Origin of the sequence: Acinetobacter sp. YH12120 (assembly GCF_013418795.1) — a bacterium.
GTDB lineage: Bacteria > Pseudomonadota > Gammaproteobacteria > Pseudomonadales > Moraxellaceae > Acinetobacter > Acinetobacter towneri.
The window spans coordinates 1-17,138 of the sequence record NZ_VPBI01000027.1; the positions used below are offsets into that span (position 1 = coordinate 1).

The 17,138-nt window shown below is 40.6% G+C and carries 14 protein-coding genes and 2 pseudogenes; 6 read left to right on the top strand and 10 right to left on the bottom strand.

The features are described from left to right. From FTU58_RS12435 to FTU58_RS12460, 6 genes and pseudogenes are all read right to left on the bottom strand, one after another. Positions 1 to 102: pseudogene (locus tag FTU58_RS12435) on the bottom strand (IS982 family transposase); the annotation flags it as partial. A gap of 59 nt (positions 103 to 161) precedes the next feature. Continuing rightward, a complete protein-coding gene (locus tag FTU58_RS12440) occupies positions 162 to 1,208 on the bottom strand; it encodes an ELM1/GtrOC1 family putative glycosyltransferase (RefSeq protein WP_154320350.1) in 1,047 nt (348 codons plus the stop codon). Further along, positions 1,205 to 1,873, bottom strand: a complete 669-nt coding sequence (locus FTU58_RS12445; protein WP_154320349.1) for an SGNH/GDSL hydrolase family protein — start codon at positions 1,871 to 1,873, stop codon at positions 1,205 to 1,207. Before FTU58_RS12445 ends, FTU58_RS12440 begins: the two co-directional genes overlap by 4 nt. Before the next feature lie 155 nt (positions 1,874 to 2,028). Next, positions 2,029 to 3,042: a glycosyltransferase gene (locus FTU58_RS12450; protein ID WP_154320348.1), complete on the bottom strand. Its 1,014-nt coding sequence runs from the start codon at positions 3,040 to 3,042 to the stop codon at positions 2,029 to 2,031. Further along, the gene (locus FTU58_RS12455) at positions 3,026 to 3,796 is read right to left on the bottom strand and encodes a polysaccharide deacetylase family protein (RefSeq protein WP_218948244.1); all 771 of its coding nucleotides are present in this window, start codon (positions 3,794 to 3,796) and stop codon (positions 3,026 to 3,028) included. Before FTU58_RS12455 ends, FTU58_RS12450 begins: the two co-directional genes overlap by 17 nt. Positions 3,797 to 3,847: 51 nt before the next feature. Then, a complete protein-coding gene (locus tag FTU58_RS12460; protein ID WP_154320346.1) occupies positions 3,848 to 4,738 on the bottom strand; it encodes an ELM1/GtrOC1 family putative glycosyltransferase in 891 nt (296 codons plus the stop codon). 400 nt (positions 4,739 to 5,138) lie between these two features. Here FTU58_RS12460 and FTU58_RS12465 point away from each other — a divergent pair. Then, a pseudogene (locus FTU58_RS12465) lies at positions 5,139 to 5,686 on the top strand (transposase); the annotation flags it as partial. A 240-nt stretch (positions 5,687 to 5,926) separates the two neighbouring features. On the opposite strand, the gene ilvC reads toward FTU58_RS12465, so the two are convergent. The 3 genes from ilvC to FTU58_RS12480 form a co-directional block, all read right to left on the bottom strand. Then, complete coding sequence (gene ilvC / locus FTU58_RS12470) at positions 5,927 to 6,943, bottom strand: ketol-acid reductoisomerase (protein WP_004974988.1); 1,017 nt, start codon at positions 6,941 to 6,943, stop codon at positions 5,927 to 5,929. A gap of 127 nt (positions 6,944 to 7,070) precedes the next feature. Next, on the bottom strand, positions 7,071 to 7,562 hold the full coding sequence (gene ilvN / locus FTU58_RS12475; RefSeq protein ID WP_004974986.1) for an acetolactate synthase small subunit: 492 nt from the start codon (positions 7,560 to 7,562) through the stop codon (positions 7,071 to 7,073). Beyond that, the gene (locus tag FTU58_RS12480) at positions 7,559 to 9,286 is read right to left on the bottom strand and encodes an acetolactate synthase 3 large subunit (protein ID WP_096902629.1); all 1,728 of its coding nucleotides are present in this window, start codon (positions 9,284 to 9,286) and stop codon (positions 7,559 to 7,561) included. The genes ilvN and FTU58_RS12480 overlap by 4 nt, the downstream gene beginning before the upstream one ends. 731 nt (positions 9,287 to 10,017) lie before the next feature. Here FTU58_RS12480 and FTU58_RS12485 point away from each other — a divergent pair. The 4 genes from FTU58_RS12485 to holA all read left to right on the top strand — a co-directional run bounded on the left by FTU58_RS12485 (position 10,018) and on the right by holA (position 14,888). Next, positions 10,018 to 10,389: a DUF4124 domain-containing protein gene (locus tag FTU58_RS12485; protein ID WP_373886012.1), complete on the top strand. Its 372-nt coding sequence runs from the start codon at positions 10,018 to 10,020 to the stop codon at positions 10,387 to 10,389. 130 nt (positions 10,390 to 10,519) lie between these two features. After that, positions 10,520 to 13,141: a leucine--tRNA ligase gene (gene leuS, locus FTU58_RS12490; RefSeq protein WP_179995965.1), complete on the top strand. Its 2,622-nt coding sequence runs from the start codon at positions 10,520 to 10,522 to the stop codon at positions 13,139 to 13,141. A gap of 196 nt (positions 13,142 to 13,337) precedes the next feature. Continuing rightward, positions 13,338 to 13,868, top strand: a complete 531-nt coding sequence (gene lptE / locus FTU58_RS12495) for an LPS assembly lipoprotein LptE (RefSeq protein WP_004974973.1) — start codon at positions 13,338 to 13,340, stop codon at positions 13,866 to 13,868. 21 nt (positions 13,869 to 13,889) lie between these two features. Then, positions 13,890 to 14,888: a DNA polymerase III subunit delta gene (gene holA / locus FTU58_RS12500; protein WP_179994377.1), complete on the top strand. Its 999-nt coding sequence runs from the start codon at positions 13,890 to 13,892 to the stop codon at positions 14,886 to 14,888. Between the two features lie 50 nt (positions 14,889 to 14,938). Here the strand turns inward: holA and FTU58_RS12505 are convergent, their stop codons facing one another. Beyond that, positions 14,939 to 15,388, bottom strand: coding sequence for a bacteriohemerythrin (locus tag FTU58_RS12505; protein WP_004974971.1), 450 nt, complete (start codon positions 15,386 to 15,388; stop codon positions 14,939 to 14,941). Between the two features lie 414 nt (positions 15,389 to 15,802). On the opposite strand from FTU58_RS12505, the gene FTU58_RS12510 reads away from it, so the two are divergent. Next, entirely contained in the window at positions 15,803 to 17,137 is a 1,335-nt protein-coding gene (locus FTU58_RS12510; RefSeq protein ID WP_131262020.1) for an efflux RND transporter periplasmic adaptor subunit, read from the top strand. The last annotated feature ends 1 nt before the right edge of the window (position 17,138 follow it).

Here is a 17,138-nt window from a genome sequence, read left to right on the forward strand (position 1 = left end):
ACGTTGACGTTTGTTTTCTTGCTTGAGAAATTGCCAATAGATGGGTTCAAATTTTTTGAAAAAATCATCAACAATACAAAAAATTTCTGTAAAATCGTACATGGTAGTTAGAGCCTTTGGGTTGTGTAGTAACTTTCTAAATGGCTCTAACTACCTTTTTTTCAAGGGCTTTTCTTATCCGTAATTCGGGTTACTTTAAGCATTTCTTGCAGTTTATTTGAAAGAGCAAAAGAATGGTTTTTAACAGTTAGATGCTCTAATTTACTCTCAAAGTTAGTTTCATTAAAATCCACATATGCCAATAACCCACTATTAGTTAAAGCTTTAAAATAGTTTTGCATAGTAGTGTTATTTAATTGATTTGAATCACCAACTAAGAGAGTTTTCTTTTCCCCCATTATGGCTTCACTGACCATAGAACCAGAATCTTGACTGATAATTACAAAACTTGAGGATAGAATTAGGTCTGAAATTGTAACCTGATTCCCCATGTTGTACATATGATAATGATCATGCATCGTCAGTGGAGAACTCATCAACAGCTCAAATAACTCTTTCTCAAATTCAATCCTTGTTCTTCTTGAAGTTGTTAACATTATTTGTGAACATGGATACTGTTTTTTTAAGTTTTCAACCAACTTAAACCAATTCTTTGCTGTTCCTATCTTCACATCTTTTGTATCAGCCCCAATAAGAACCAATATCTTCATATTTTCAGAATCTAATGATTGAAACTCATTTGCTTTAAATACCATTTTATTAGGTGAAATAGGATAATAAAAAAAGTTTGGCTGATTTTCCAGTTCAGAATTAATTGTGAAAACAGCATTAAAATTAGTTGACTGAACACCTCGTAATGAACTGAGAATGATATTCTTAACTTTGATCTTATTCTGAATAAAGTAACGCGTTAATAACACGTTCGGAACTAAAGTATCTCCACCTGCTGATATTACATAAACCATATCTACAGATTTCAAATCTGGAAGAGTTAAATATTTTTCAAGAAATGATGACAATTGAAAATAGTTTAAAAGAAAGCGAAGGGCAATATTTAAACCCTTAGGTACTTTTTTGATCTTTAGATAAACAGTTTCATTATCTAAGGAGTGGGGTTTAAGTAACCTAACCACTCCATCAGATTGCGTTTCATGACCAGGTTTTCCATCCGTCAGAACCAAAAATAAAGATTTATTGGTTTTATTCATAATATTGACCGAATACCCGCATTTGTCGTAACAGCCATCATTTGATTCTTAACTATTTCATGGCCAATTGACGATAAGTGTGTCGTATCATCAAAGTTTTCTCCTTGAGGATTTGGCTTAAGCTGATCAAAAACAGGGACAAAAAAGACACGCTTGTGATCACAAATCTGTTTTAATGCCTGATTATATTTCAAGATATTAGGTTCACGACTCACATCCAAATTAGGATAAATTTCAACAAGATAAATTATACGCGCTTTTGAGTTTTCGATAATGTATTGAATGTTATGGATATATTCATCCAATTCAACAACATTTCTAGTACCAAATAAACTATGAAAATTAAGCTTACGTCCGTACTTTTTAATTTTTTTAACAATTTTACGTAAAAATTTACGCCATTTCGTGTCGGGATAATACAGAACAAAAGGTGCACCTTTAAAAGTTACCCAAGAATCCACGATACCAAACTGGATGCTTAAAATATCTGCGTCTTGTGTTTCCTGTCGTTTGAAATACTGCAAACCTTCTCGTGTTGTTGACATCGTGTGTCCGAAATTTATAACGCTCCACCCCATTTCTTTTGCAAAACGCTCTGGATAGGCATTATTAAAGTTATTTGGATCACCTTCGGTATTACAATCACCTAATGCGACATATTTCATTATATTACTCCAAGCATTATCCACACGACTCAACACACAGATATAAAAATAACAGGCTGTTTTGCATCTAAATTTAATAAATTAATTTACATTAACAGGTTCCTACTGCCTTTCCTACTACTACGCTCGACCACCTAGAAAATATTTTATCTGCTTTATTCAGGACGAATAGTTTTTTGATATGCTTTTTCAATTTCACTAATCATTCCATCAATGACTAGATACTGTTTGGCATAAGCGAAAGCCTCACAACAATCTAAAGCAGCTTGGTTTAAGTCTGCCAAACATCGATTAATAGATTTAGCTAAAGCTTCCACATCATTCACCGGTGTTAGATTTTTTTGAGGTAGAACCATCGTCATAGCACCAACAGCCGTAGAAACCATTGGGACCTCACAGAGCAATGCTTCCACCATAGTATATGGACAACCCTCATAATGGGACGACATGACATAGAGAGAAGCTTGTTGCATTAAATGAAGAACATCATCACGAAACCCAAGCATTTTCACAGAGTCAGTCAGGTTAAGCTGATTAATCAGATCTTTTAACTTTTGTTCCTCAAATCCATCTCCAACTACCCATAGTTCTGCTCCCTGAACTTTCTGCCAAGCATTTAGTAGAACGTCAAAACCCTTTACAGGTACTAAACGACCAACAGCCAATACCATAGGAGGTTGATTTTTTTTAATGTTTTTATCTAAAACTGGTGGTTGTATACCATTCAATACAATATGCACATTGGAATGCTTCAAAACCTCAGCAGCATTCGGACTGACTGCCAAAACTGTATTAAAGTTTTTAAACATCTTAGTATTCTTTTTTCGGCTGTGCAAAGTTGCAATACTCGGAATCCCTAAATAAGGCAGAATGCTACCAACCATAGCAGCCGCTTTATTTCCATGAACATGAATAATATCTGGCTGCAGCTTTTTAATGACTTTATAAAGATGATATAGGGTAAATGGATTTCTGCGACTTTTGGTTAAATCTACTGCGATAAAATCAGTATCTACACGACTTTGATATTTCTCATGAGCAATGAGGGTTAATTGATGGCCACGATGCTTTAAACCATTAGACAGTTCAACCACATGCTTTTCCAGTCCGCCTTCTTCATTACCGGCCATAACCATACAAATATGCATTCTGTTAATTCCGCTTGCCAAGTTTCATTCTTAATTTCACCGCAAATATTGAATCTTTACCACTAATCTTGATACGCTGCAGCTGCATAAAGTCTGGTGAAATACTGTCTATACCTTCTTTTGTGGTCACAGCATTACTATAACCTGCCTGTTTTGCCAGTTGCACATCACGCTCAGAGTAAATCCCGAATGGATAGGCAAAACTTTTCACAGGCTTGGCAATTAAAGCTTCGAGCTGATATTTGGATTCAGTTAATTCCTTCAGACAAGCTGCATCATCCAGTTTCGACAGGTTTGCATGTGTCATGGTATGTGAGCCAATTTCAATCAAGCCTGAATTAGACAATTGTTTCACTTGTATATCATTTAGCTTTGGCTCATGTGCTAATTCACCACTATTGTGATGGGCTTTTTTATAGGTTGACCAATCACGGTCATGACGATCCACCACGACATAAATAGTAGCTTTAGCCTGATATTTTTCTAAAATTGGAAAAGCGTTTTCTAAATTATCTAAATATCCATCATCAAAGGTAATCGCAACCGTTTTTTCTGGGTGATTCCCCCAATTGTCCTGCAGTTCCTGCATAGTCACAAAATGAAAACCCTGCGCTTTCATCCATGCAACTTGCTTATCAAACTCAGCTGGCTTTACCCGTAATTTATTAAACTTGGCTCCATCAATATGTTCACGTACCATGTGATACATCAAGACACGTGGTCTTTTCCAGTCTACTGCTGGTTTCCACCATGCATATTTTAAACTGAAGACCATTGCAACTATCAGAACAACAAAAACTATATATATCACGCTAAAAGAGCCTGCTTATGGAGCAAGTAGATATGTTGCCACACGCTCTGCCTCTTTAAAAGCAGTTGCAGCGACTAATTTATCAAGCTGAGTGGTACTGGAAATAAGCTTCTGTTCATCTAATTTACTTACTGAACGCGTAATCCGATCTTCCTTCAAACGATCTACCTCAATCACCCCCACTTTACATCCGGCCGTCAGTGCTTCATATATCATCGACACACTGTCTTCGGTGGTCCATACTGCTTCCGCCTTCTGCATTTCTTCAAAAATCCAGCCTTGGGGGGTATGTTCAACAGGGAAAATTTGTAAGCTTTCACTATAAGGATTGGCTTTCAAATGGCCTAAAAATTCTTTCGGCGTTCTGCGCGATGTAGTTAAAATAATTTCACTATTGCGATTTTTTTCTACAATTTGTTGAATTACAGCCAGCACTTTTTCTCGATTCCAATAATGGCGTTTGGATGAACCACCCAGCGCAATCAAAATACGATTTTTTTGATGTCGACCTTCATTGACAATTGGATTAAGCACACCTTGAGTCAAAATCACATTACCTTGTTCAGCAACACCATCATGTTCAGGAATAACCACATAATCAAACCAAGACAATGGATAATTTGGCTTCATTAAAATCACGGTTTTCGCTTGCGGAAAAACCTTGCCCATCAAAAAAACACGTAATTGGGTATGACTGCCTACCCCAAAAATATAATCTGGTGGCTGCGATACTGCTGCAAGTTTTTGTTTTTTATATGCAGTCAACAAACTCAACAGTGCTAACTGATCAATCGAAATTTCTTCAAGAGTGAGCTCAATATGTGTTTGCTTCTGCATTGCCTTAAAAAGACCCAATGCCTGAGAGCGATGACCAGCCTTGCCATCACTCACATATACAATATGCATATTCACCCACCAGATCTAAAGCACGAATCGCCTTATTTTACTCGATCAAAGCAGTTAAAGTAAGCAAAGCTACATATCCTCAATGACTCGAAATATAAACTTCATTGAACTGTCACAGGGCTTGAATCCGCCTTTTCAGATTCAATGAGTAATTGAACCGCTCTTTCTCTAATTTCGGGAGTATAGTTTGGTTTTTTCATCGGAATAGTCTCTCAGAATATTGAGTCTCCGACAAACCCGGTACGGTTCAAATTGCCTTAATAGATTGACCTTGTTGATGAAGTATTTGGATTGTCACTGCTTGCTCCAAAGTTAACATGTTGAGCAGTCCAAAAAGACCACTATATTAACCAAGGGGGTCAATTTTCAAATGCTGTTGGGGGGTCATTTTTACATTGCCGCTAACAGTAAATTCCATGAACTGCATGTGACCGGGAAAAGTCAGGTCGCTGAACAGGCATTAGTGCTGATTCAGAAACTGTATGCCATAGAAGCAGAACTCAGGAAAAAGACCGATGGTACAGCGGAAGACCGCCGCGAATACCGACAACAGCATAGCCAACCGGTGATGCAACAACTATATGAATGGCTCAACCAACATCATCTGACGGTGCCATCGAGTTCTCCCACCGCCAAGGTCATCAATTACACTCTGAAGCGCTGGCCAGCTTTAATCCGCTATTTGGATGATGGCAATCTACCGATTTGCAATAATTGGGTAGAGAATCAAATGCGACCTTGGGCCTTAGGGCGCAAGAACTGGCTGTTTGCTGGCTCGCTGCGCAGCGGCCAGCGAGCGGCGAATATCATGACTTTAATCCAGTCAGCAAAGCTGAATGGCTTGGATCCGTATGCCTATTTAAGTGATGTGCTGAAAAGGCTGCCGACGCATAAAGCGACCCAAATAGAAGAATTACGCCACATCGCTGGAAATCCAACTCAAATTAAAAAATAGGCATGGGGTTCAGCGGACGCTTACAGCGCAAGGAGTGAAAACACAGTTCTGAGCGAAGCGCAAGGCACGTAACATCCTTTACTTCACTCATAAAAAAACCCTTATATACAATAAGGGTTTTTTAAAGATTAAACTAAAACTTAGTTTTTCTCTTTGTCTACGATTTTGTTTGCTTGGATCCAAGGTACGAAAGAAAAGTAAAGCACTGCTTTACTTTTCTTAAGGCGCGTAACTTAGTTCTTTTCTTTGTCTACGATTTTGTTTGCTTGGATCCAAGGCATCATCGCACGTAACTTGTTACCCGTTACTTCAATACCGTGAGCCGCGTTTTGACGACGACGAGCAGTCATTGATGGGTAGTTCAACGCACCTTCTTGGATGAACATTTTCGCATATTCACCAGATTGAATACGTTTAAGTGCATTGCGCATTGCTTCACGTGATTGTTCGTTAATCACTTCAGTACCAGTTACATACTCGCCATATTCAGCGTTGTTAGATACTGAATAGTTCATGTCAGCGATACCGCCTTCGAACATCAAGTCAACGATCAATTTAAGCTCGTGTAAGCATTCGAAGTAAGCCATTTCTGGTGCATAACCAGCTTCAACAAGAGTTTCGAAGCCCATTTTAACCAATTCAACAGCACCACCACAAAGAACTGCTTGCTCACCAAATAAGTCAGTTTCAGTTTCTTCACGGAAAGAAGTTTCGATGATACCTGTACGACCACCACCTACACCTGAAGCGTAAGAAAGTGCAACGTTACGTGCATTACCAGAAGCATCTTGATGAATCGCGATAAGATCAGGAACACCTGAACCACGTTGGAATTCAGAACGTACAGTGTGACCAGGTGCTTTAGGTGCAACCATGATTACATCTAAGTCTGCACGTGGAACAACTTGGTTATAAAGTACAGAGAAACCGTGAGCAAATGCTAAAGTTGCGCCTTGCTTGATGTTTGGTTCAATTACGTCACGATAAAGTTGTGATTGGAACTCATCTGGAGTCAAAATCATAACTAAGTCAGCTTGAGCAACAGCAGCAGGAACTTCAGAAACTTTAAGACCCGAATTTTCAGCTTTTTTCCAAGAAGCAGAACCAGCACGTAAACCTACAGTTACGTCTACGCCAGAATCTTTAAGGTTAAGCGCGTGCGCGTGACCTTGTGAACCGTAACCAATGATCGCTACTTTCTTAGATTGAATGATAGATAAGTCGCAGTCTTTATCGTAAAAAATTTGCATTGCTGTCTCCGCTAAAATGCTTAGGATTCCTATCTTACTCAAGTACTTGTCTATTCAGTACTTCAGTAAGCTCTCCATCCTTTGAGATGGAATGAATTCGATGAGTAAAATTAACTATGAAATTTAGTTAAATGGTTAAAACTTTTTCGCCGCGTGCGATACCTGACACACCTGAACGCACAACTTCTAAAATGGTGTTTTCAGCAATCGCGTCAATAAAACCATCTAGTTTTTCAGTTGTACCCGCAAGCTGCACCGTATAAGTCGTTGGTGTGACATCCACAATTTGTCCACGGAAGATGTCTGCAGTACGTTTGATTTCAGCACGTGCAGCACCCGATGCTTTGACTTTAATCAGCATCAATTCGCGTTCAATATGCGGACCTTCTGACAGGTCGACCACTTTAACCACTTCAACCAATTTATTCAGTTGTTTGGTGATTTGCTCAATTTTATGATCATCACCATAAGTTGTAAGCGTTAAACGTGAAAGTGTTGGGTCTTCGGTTGGTGCAACGTTTAAAGTCTCAATGTTATAACCACGTTGAGAGAATAAACCCACTAAACGAGAAAGCGCACCTGATTCGTTTTCAACGAGAACGGAAATAATGTGTCTCATTCTGTGCGCTCCCCTTTACCTAACCACATATCTTTCATGGATTGACCCGCAATTTGCATCGGATAAACGTGCTCTGTACGGTCAACCATTACGTTAATGAATACGCATTTGTCATTAATCGCCATCGCTTCTGCAAGCTTAGACTCAAGCTCATCGGCATGGTTAATTTGAATACCAACGTGACCATAAGCTTCCATCAATTTAGGGAAGTCTGGTAATGAGTCAACATAAGAACTAGAGTGACGACCTTCATAGTTCATGTCTTGCCATTGTTTAACCATACCTAAAGCTTGGTTATTCAAGCACAAGATTTTTACGTTTAAGCCATATTGCTTACAAGTTGAAAGCTCTTGGATACACATCTGAATTGATGCTTCGCCTGTAATACAAACAACTTGTTGATCTGGATAAGCCAGTTTAGCCGCCATTGCATACGGCAAACCTACGCCCATTGTACCCAAACCACCAGAGTTCAACCATTGACGTGGACGCTTGTACTTATAGTAGTTCGCGCCAAACATTTGGTGCTGACCTACGTCAGAAGTAATGATCGCATCACCATTGGTCACTTTGTCTAAAGCTTCAACTACTTGTTGCGGCTTCATCGTGCCATCGGTTGGTTTGTCATATTTCAAACCATGAACTTTACGCCATTCATTGATCTGATTCCACCATGCAGCAATCGCTTCAGGGTTTGGCTTAGACACATTTAATTGCTTCAATTGAACCAACATTTCCTGAAGTACAGGTTCAACCGCACCTACAATTGGAATGTGCGCCATGATGGTTTTTGAAATGGTCGCAGGGTCAATGTCAATATGAATGACTTTAGCATTTGGACAGAATTTTGCAGGGTTATTGGTTACACGGTCATCAAAACGCGCACCAATACACAAAATCACATCGGCATTGTGCATGGTCATATTGGCTTCATAAGTACCGTGCATACCCAACATACCAATAAATTGTGGATCATTACCTGGGAACGCGCCCAAGCCCATCAATGTATTAGTTACAGGGAAGCCCAAGATGTGTGCAAGTTCAGTCAATTGCTCAGAAGCATTGCCTTGTACAACACCACCGCCTGAATAAATCACAGGACGTTTGGCATTTAATAGCTCATCAATTGCTTTGCGAATTTGACCTGAGTGACCACGATGCGGCGGTTGATACGAACGCATCTTCACTTTTTCTGGGTATTCGTAAGCAAATTTTTCTGCTGGGTTGGTTGCATCCTTAGGAATATCAACCACCACAGGACCAGGACGACCTGAAGATGCAATATAGAATGCCTTCTTAATGACTGAAGGAATTTCGCTTGCATGACGCACTTGGAAACTGTGTTTTACAATCGGACGTGAAATACCCACCATATCGGTTTCTTGGAAGGCATCTTCACCAATTAAGTGTGTTGCAACCTGACCTGACAAAATCACCATTGGGATTGAGTCCATATAAGCCGTTGCAATTGGAGTTACCGTGTTGGTTGCACCAGGACCTGAAGTCACCAGCACCACACCAGTTTTACCTGTTACGCGCGAGTAGGCATCTGCCATATGACCAGCAGCTTGCTCATGGCGCACAAGGTAATGATTAATTTTGTCTTGTTGAAAGAACGCATCGTAAATATGAAGTACTGCGCCGCCTGGGTATCCAAAAACATGCTCAACGCCTTCGTCCGCCAATGCGCGAACGAGCATTTCACCACCAGATAAAAGTTCCAACGTGATTCACCCTAGTCTTATCACTGCAAAATGGGAGACACCTGCAGTGTTTTGTTCATTAATTCCTGCACTGTTATAGCACACATATTTCATAGTTTTCATGGCAATAGGAAAAATTTCCGATCTGATTACCGTATAAGCAATATGAGATCTAAAACGTGTTGGGGTAAACACATTTTATAAGCTTTGTTCAGCTTCTCGGCTAGAGAAGTTGCCCATTGCATGACATGACACTTATTCGAAGGGTGATCGATCTAAGGCACATAAAACTAAAGTGTGCATTTTTGTAGTTTACCCGACTAAAGTCAAGTTTTAAAATCGGCTTTTTCTGCTTTATTTATAAACTGGGTATTTTTTACGCTTTGTGTCATCCATCACAATTTAATCCAAAGTCTAATATTTCCATATAAAACAAATAACTTCAGATATTTGCTGAATTTTTTATAATTTTTTCATATCACATACATAAAAATAAAGAATAAATTAAAAAAATATATAAATCGCTTGGTTATGATTCACCAACGCATTTCAGCTTATTTTAACTCGCAAATAGGCAAGTCAATGCTCCAATTTTAAATAGGCACTATTGCCGGTAAAAATCATCGAAAAATTGTCAACAAACCCTAGCTTCACGGGGAATTATTGCTAAAATTTAGCCAACATGATTATTGTAATTGATTTTCTGCCATTACACTCTTTTTTGCTCAGGACTTCCAAACATGAAAACGCCAATGATCCGCTTGAGTTGTCTTTCTGCAAGCTTGATTTTAATTTTTGCCACCAGTGCCGTTTCAGCAAAACAATATTACAAGTGGGTCGATGTAAATGGCTCAACCCATTACACCACGACACCGCCGCCAAAAACTGCCAAGAAAAAAGGTAAAGTCGATACCTATGGCTGGAGAAACTCAGCACCTACTGTTGCCATTCCTGCAAATTCTACTGCGAACCCTGAGCCTACTGCTGCAAATGCAACAAACCAACAAGCGACACCAACCACAAATCATCCTGCAGGAAATCCAGCCATGGATCAGCAACAACGTGAAGCCAATGCAGCTTTAAATCAGGCACAACAAGAACGTGCCAACCCACAAGTTTTTTAAGTTTTAAGCCATAAAGTACGACTCGCTTAAATTTTCCTGCACAATCCAACGCGCAAAATTCAATTTAGCTGCATTTTGCGCTATGCTGTGTGACACACTTTTTTTAACCGTTTATTCCTGATTTAACCTTATGACTACTCACATTGACCCTGAATATCAAGCCAGTGCGATTGAACCTCAAGTCCAAAGCGACTGGGAATCTCGCAAAGCCTTTAAAGTTGCCGACACAGTCGAAGGTCCACATCGTTATATCCTCTCGATGTTCCCTTACCCAAGCGGCAAACTGCACATGGGTCACGTGCGTAACTACACCATTGGTGATGTAATTAGCCGTTTTCACCGTTTAAAAGGTGAAACCGTCTTACAACCTATGGGTTGGGATGCTTTTGGTTTACCTGCAGAAAACGCAGCGATTGCGCATCAGGTTGCCCCAGCTAAATGGACTTTTGAAAATATCGCCTACATGCGCGACCAATTGAAAAAACTAGGTTTGGCAATAGATTGGGATCGTGAATTTGCCACTTGTACTCCAGAGTATTACCACTGGGAACAATGGTTATTCGTGCAACTGTATAAAAAAGGGTTAATTTATCGCAAACTCTCGACAGTCAACTGGGATCCTGTCGATCAAACAGTTTTGGCCAATGAACAGGTCGAAAATGGCCGTGGTTGGCGTTCAGGTGCATTGGTAGAAAAACGCGATATTCCAATGTACTACTTCCGCATTACCGATTATGCCCAAGAATTATTAGACGATTTAGAAACTTTAAAAGATGGCTGGCCACAGCAAGTCTTGACCATGCAACGCAACTGGATTGGGCGTTCGCAAGGGATGGAAATCACATTCCCATCGGCAAATCCTGAAATTTATGCAGATGGTCTGACTGTATTTACAACGCGTGCTGACACGTTAATGGGTGCAACTTATGTGGCTGTTGCTGCAGAACATCCAATGGCGTTAAAAGCAGCAGAAAATAATGCACAATTAAAAGCCTTTATTGAAGAATGCCGCATGGGTTCTGTGGCAGAAGCTGACCTTGCCACTGCCGAAAAAAAAGGTATGGCGACTGGCTTGTTTGTGAAGCATCCAGTAACGGGTAAAGAATTGCCAGTGTGGATTGCCAACTATGTGTTGATGTCTTACGGTTCTGGTGCGGTGATGGCTGTACCTTCGCACGATGAGCGTGATTTTGAGTTTGCCAATAAATTCCAATTGCCAATTATTCAGGTGATTGATGCCAAAGGTGCAGACGATGCGGACTTTGACACAACCCAATGGCAAGAATGGTACGGTTCTAAAGAAGGTAAACTGGTCAATTCAGGCGAATTTGATGGTTTAGATTTCCAAGCGGCTTTTGATGCACTTTTAGCGAAATTAGAGCCACAAGGTTTAGCCAACGTAAAAGTACAATTCCGTTTACGTGACTGGGGTGTTTCACGCCAACGTTACTGGGGTTGCCCAATTCCAATGATCAACTGTGAAAAATGTGGACAAGTTCCAGTTCCAGAAGATCAGCTTCCTGTCATTTTACCTACCGATGTTGTGCCAGATGGCTCAGGCAACCCGTTAAATAAAATGCCTGAATTCTATCAAACTACTTGCCCATGCTGTGGTGGCGAAGCACGTCGTGAAACCGATACCTTAGATACTTTTGTAGAATCATCTTGGTATTATGCACGTTATGCATCTCCAGATTTTACAGGTGGTATGGTCAAGCCTGAAGCTGCGCAAACTTGGTTGCCAGTTAATCAATATATTGGTGGTGTAGAACACGCCATCTTGCACTTATTGTACGCACGTTTCTTCCACAAACTTATGCGTGATGAAGGCGTGGTACAAGGCAATGAGCCATTTACCAACTTGCTGACTCAAGGCATGGTCTTGGCTGACACCTTCTACCGCGAAGCAGAAAGCGGCAAGAAAACTTGGTTTAACCCTGCCGATATTGAGCTTGAAAAAGACGAAAAAGGTCGCGTTCTTTCGGCTAAATACATAGGCGATGGTCAAGCTGTGATTGTTGGTGGTCAGGAAAAAATGTCGAAATCGAAAAATAACGGTATCGACCCACAAGCCATTATTGACCAATACGGCGCAGATACTGCACGTGTATTTATGATGTTCGCTGCACCACCAGATCAGTCTTTAGAATGGTCAGATGCAGGCGTTGAAGGTGCGAACCGCTTCTTAAAACGTGTTTGGCGTTTGGCGGCAGGTTTCCTTGAAAAAGGCAGCAATGCAACTGCAATTGACAGCAGCAAACTTGCTACAGCAGCACAAGACTTACGTCGCAAAACCCATGAAACCATTCAAAAAGTGGGCGATGATATTGAGCGTCGTCATGCGTTCAACACTGCAATTGCAGCATTGATGGAACTCTTGAATGCTTGCAACAAGTTTGAAGCGCAGAACGAACAAGACCTTGCGGTTGAACGTGAAGCAATTGTGACGTTATTGACCTTGCTTGCGCCATTTGCACCACACTTGAGCCAAACCTTATTGGTAGAGTTCGGAATTGAATTAACCTCCACCCTATTCCCTGTGGTCGATGAGTCTGCATTAACCCGCAATACTCAAACGATTGTGGTGCAGGTAAATGGTAAATTACGTGGCAAGCTTGATGTAGCAGTAGATGCATCTAAAGAAGACATTCTTGCACTTGCCAAAGCCTTACCTGAAGTACAACCATTCTTGACTGGGCCAACCAAGAAAGAAATTGTGGTACCGAATAAGTTAGTGAATTTGGTGGTTTAAGTGCTTTTAAACCTCCCTTTTTTAAAGGGAGGTTTGGAGGGATTTTATAAAACAATCCCCCTAAACCCTCCTACAAAAAAGGAATTAAAACAATTTCCTAACAAAGCCCGTTGTCAGTCAATGGGCTTTGCACCTACAATCAAGATCTTCTCAACTTCCGCTTTTAAACTTTCAAGAATATTACAGAGGACAGCACATGCACTTTAGCCAACGTCTAGCAGTCATTGTTTTAACTTGTGGACTCAGTGCTGGCTTAGTCGGCTGTGGTTTTCATCTTAAAGGCACCAATCCAAGCATTGCACCTGTGGCTTATTCAAAAATGAGTCTGGCTTTACCGAGCAATGCTGAAGAATTAGAAGAAAAACTTTCCATTCACATGGGTACAGCGGGCGTACAACTCAGCAATGACCCTAATGCCTATGTACTGCGTGTACTTGACTATACGCCACGTCGCTTGGAATTGAATGGCAAACTGGTAGAAACCTTATTGCGTTTGAGTGTGACGTTCCGTATTGAAGATGCGCAAGGCAACCCGATCACCGAACCTCGTACCGTCATGGCAACGCGCAGTTATCAATACGATGTCGCAACTGTGAATACCGATGATCAGGAACAAAAATTCTTAAAAGAAGTCATTATTGATGATGTAGCACAGCAAATTGTGCGTCAAATTTCATCTAATCGTTTACCTTTGGTCAACCCACCTGTGTATTCAAACCCTAAATAAGTTTTCGAGTGCGAATTTTTTATGAAACTTGACTATCTACAAGCCCTCAAACGTGTCGATGAAGCACGTGGCGTATGGATTTTGCATGGTCAAGAACCCTTACTCGAACAAAACTTGCTGGATGCTTTTCGTGCCAGTTGGCAAAAACAGGATATTGAACGTCAGCGTTATGATTTAAATAGCGTTAGCGATTGGAAAAATGTATTCAATGCCTTAAACAGTCTGTCACTGTTTTCGAGTCAATTGGCGGTTGAAGTACACGGCAATATCAAGCCTGATGCCAGCACACTAAAACAACTGAAAAGTTATATTCAACACAATGAACAAAACTTGCTGTTGGTAGTGATGCCAAAACAGGACAGCAATAGCCTGAAATCCAGTTTTTTTCAATTGATTGATGCCAATGGGGTCAATGTTGCACTCACGGCGAATTATCCTAAAGATCGGCAGCAGATTTTAGGTTTGGAGGCAGAAAAGCTTGGCATCCAATTGGGACATGATGCGTGGCAATGGTTGGAACAACATCATGAACACAACCTTTTGGCTGCCAAAAATAGCTTAATGCGGGTCAGTGACACCTTTCCTGAAATTCAGCAGATTCAGATTGAACATTTACATGCCTGTTTACAAGATCAATCCCGTTATAGCACTTACGATTTAAATGATGCTTTACTGGCGGGAAATCTAGCGCAAGCCATGAAAATTTTTCAATACCTCATGGCTTCGGGTGAAGCCATGAGTTTAATTTTGTGGAGTATCAGCAAAGAAATGCGCCTGCTGATGCAATTATTTGAACAACCACAAAATGCTTTGCAACTGGGTATCTGGAAAAACAAAGTCAGTGTTTATCAGCAAGCTTTGCGACGTTTAAATCCAAATAGTTTCTTGCAATGGCCCGCCCTATTATTGCGTATTGATGCCGCCATCAAAGGGATGTCCAAGGAAAACCCTGAACATTTGGTGCTACAAGCCATTACAGAACTCTGTGGTAAAACGCTGTTTGCTTCTCACTCGGCTTAATTAAGCAGACTTCATCAAATAATTTTTAAAATCATCTGCTTTTCAGAGGATTAGCTAAAGAAACGTGCAAACCAACTTTTGCCTTTTTTCTGTTCCTGTGAACGCAAATAATGCAGCATATTGTCGCGTACCGCATCGACATAATCCTGATCATCATGCTGAATATGGTTAATCAACCATTTAGACAACAAACGATACAAATCATGTTCTACCGATTCGCCATTGGCAAAACGCTGACGGCAATCATTCAAACGCTTCACAAAGAGTTCGTGAATACCACGATGTGATGGTAAGTATTGATAATTGACCTGTGACAACAAGTTTTCTTCAAAGCTAAAATGCGATTGCGTATAGTCAATCAAGTCATCCAAGACTTCTTTGATTTGCTCCCGCGCACCTGTCGCCCGAATTTTTTCCAGCGCATTAATATAGTCCAGAATTTGTCGATGTTGATTGTCAATCACATCAATTCCGATATTAAATTTCTCACTCCACTCCATGATTTACCCCTCAGATTTTTTGCTTAAAGTCATGTTTTATTGCATCGTCCCGATGCCGTATTATCCTAATGATTAAATCCATAATTATTTTATGGAATTTGATACTAGCTGCTTTTAATTCTTAAATCCATATAGAAAATAAGGTTTTTTAAGCAACTTAGACCATAGTTGTATTTTTCAGCATTTATCATAAAAATTCATAAAATTATCATAGAGATGAAACAAACTACCCCCACCTCGTTAACAGATGCTATTTTCACTTTTTTTATGGATGTAATACCGTACTCAGACTGTATTAAATCTAGCTCAAACCACTAATAAATAATTCTCATTTGCAGTTTCTTCAAAAAATTCACGATTTATCCTTATTTCACTTCTATAATCCTTTTAATTTCTTTTTCTGTTTTTTGACTCATGCCAAAAATAAAATCGACCAAACTTATTGCGGGAATTATCATTGCGCTGATGCTGGCATTTGCCGCTTGGTATTTTTTAAAACCCAAAGAACAACAACCGCAATACATTACTGCCGAAGTGAGCCGTGGAGATATTGAAAGTGCGGTGTTGGCAACAGGCGTACTTGAAGCCACCAAAATGGTCAGCGTTGGTGCGCAAGTTTCAGGTCAAGTCAAAAAAATGTATGTTCAGTTAGGCGATCAAGTCAAACAAGGACAGTTGATTGCCCAAATTGACTCTGTACGACAGGAAAACGAGTTTAAAACAGCACAAGCCAGCATTAAAAACCAACAGGCACAATTGGCGGTTCGACAAGCTAATCTTGCTAAAGTCGCAGCAGAATATCAGCGTCAACAAGCCATGTATGCGCAAGATGCGACCTCACGTGCCGAACTTGAAACTGCCTTAGCCAACTATAAAACTTCGCAAGCAGAAATTGCTGCCATTAACGCTCAAATTGAACAGTCACGCCTAACTTTAGACACGTCTAAAGAAAATTTAGGTTATACCCGTATTCTTGCCCCAATGGATGGCACTGTCGTCGCAATTGTGACCGAAGAAGGTCAAACCGTGAACGCCAATCAAAGTGCGCCCACGATTGTTAAATTAGCCAAACTTGACACCATGACTGTAAAAGCAGAAATTTCTGAAGCGGATGTAATGAAGGTCGAAGAGGGACAAACGGTCTATTTCACCACCTTGGGCAACAGTGAGAAAAAACATTACGCTACTTTACGTCAGGTAGAACCTGCACCCAAATCCATCAATACCGAAAGCAATAACAACACCTCATCATCTTCAAGTTCTGCCGTGTACTACAACGCTTTATTTGACGTACCAAATGAAGACGGCAAGCTACGCATCAATATGACCGCACAAGTGTCCATTGTTTTGGCAGAAGCGCGCAATGTGCTGACCATTCCTGCTGCTGCGGTGCAAGGTGCAAACCGTTCACGCAGTCGTGGCAACAGCAATAATTCTGACAGCAACGCACGTGCTGAGCGCGACAATACCGATGCCAGTTCTGCCAAACGCCCTGCCCGTTTGGAATTGACTGCCAATGAAAAAGCCTTGATTGATCAAGGTAAAGCCTCTTTAGGCATGGTACGTGTACTGCAAGCCGATGGCTCAGCTCGACCTCAATCGGTATTGCTTGGCTTAAATAACCGTGCAACAGTACAAGTCATTCGTGGCTTAAAACTGGGCGATCAAGTCATTATTGCCGATGGCTCCGATACCTCAAACGATGCGGCGAAGCGTGGTGGTCGTGTTGGCCCATCAGTGAGAATGTAAG

Bases quoted from the DNA above. Each gene is read 5' to 3' on its own strand.
- FTU58_RS12455 (WP_218948244.1), bottom strand. From the start codon at position 3,796: ATGGTCTTCAGTTTAAAATATGCATGGTGGAAACCAGCAGTAGACTGG.
- FTU58_RS12460 (WP_154320346.1), bottom strand. From the start codon at position 4,738: ATGCATATTGTATATGTGAGTGATGGCAAGGCTGGTCATCGCTCTCAG.
- ilvN (WP_004974986.1), bottom strand. From the start codon at position 7,562: ATGAGACACATTATTTCCGTTCTCGTTGAAAACGAATCAGGTGCGCTT.
- FTU58_RS12505 (WP_004974971.1), bottom strand. From the start codon at position 15,388: ATGGAGTGGAGTGAGAAATTTAATATCGGAATTGATGTGATTGACAAT.
- FTU58_RS12485 (WP_373886012.1), top strand. From the start codon at position 10,018: ATGATCCGCTTGAGTTGTCTTTCTGCAAGCTTGATTTTAATTTTTGCC.
- FTU58_RS12510 (WP_131262020.1), top strand. From the start codon at position 15,803: ATGCCAAAAATAAAATCGACCAAACTTATTGCGGGAATTATCATTGCG.
- lptE (WP_004974973.1), top strand. From the start codon at position 13,338: ATGCACTTTAGCCAACGTCTAGCAGTCATTGTTTTAACTTGTGGACTC.
- leuS (WP_179995965.1), top strand. From the start codon at position 10,520: ATGACTACTCACATTGACCCTGAATATCAAGCCAGTGCGATTGAACCT.
- FTU58_RS12445 (WP_154320349.1), bottom strand. From the start codon at position 1,873: ATGAAATATGTCGCATTAGGTGATTGTAATACCGAAGGTGATCCAAAT.
- holA (WP_179994377.1), top strand. From the start codon at position 13,890: ATGAAACTTGACTATCTACAAGCCCTCAAACGTGTCGATGAAGCACGT.
- FTU58_RS12440 (WP_154320350.1), bottom strand. From the start codon at position 1,208: ATGAATAAAACCAATAAATCTTTATTTTTGGTTCTGACGGATGGAAAA.
- ilvC (WP_004974988.1), bottom strand. From the start codon at position 6,943: ATGCAAATTTTTTACGATAAAGACTGCGACTTATCTATCATTCAATCT.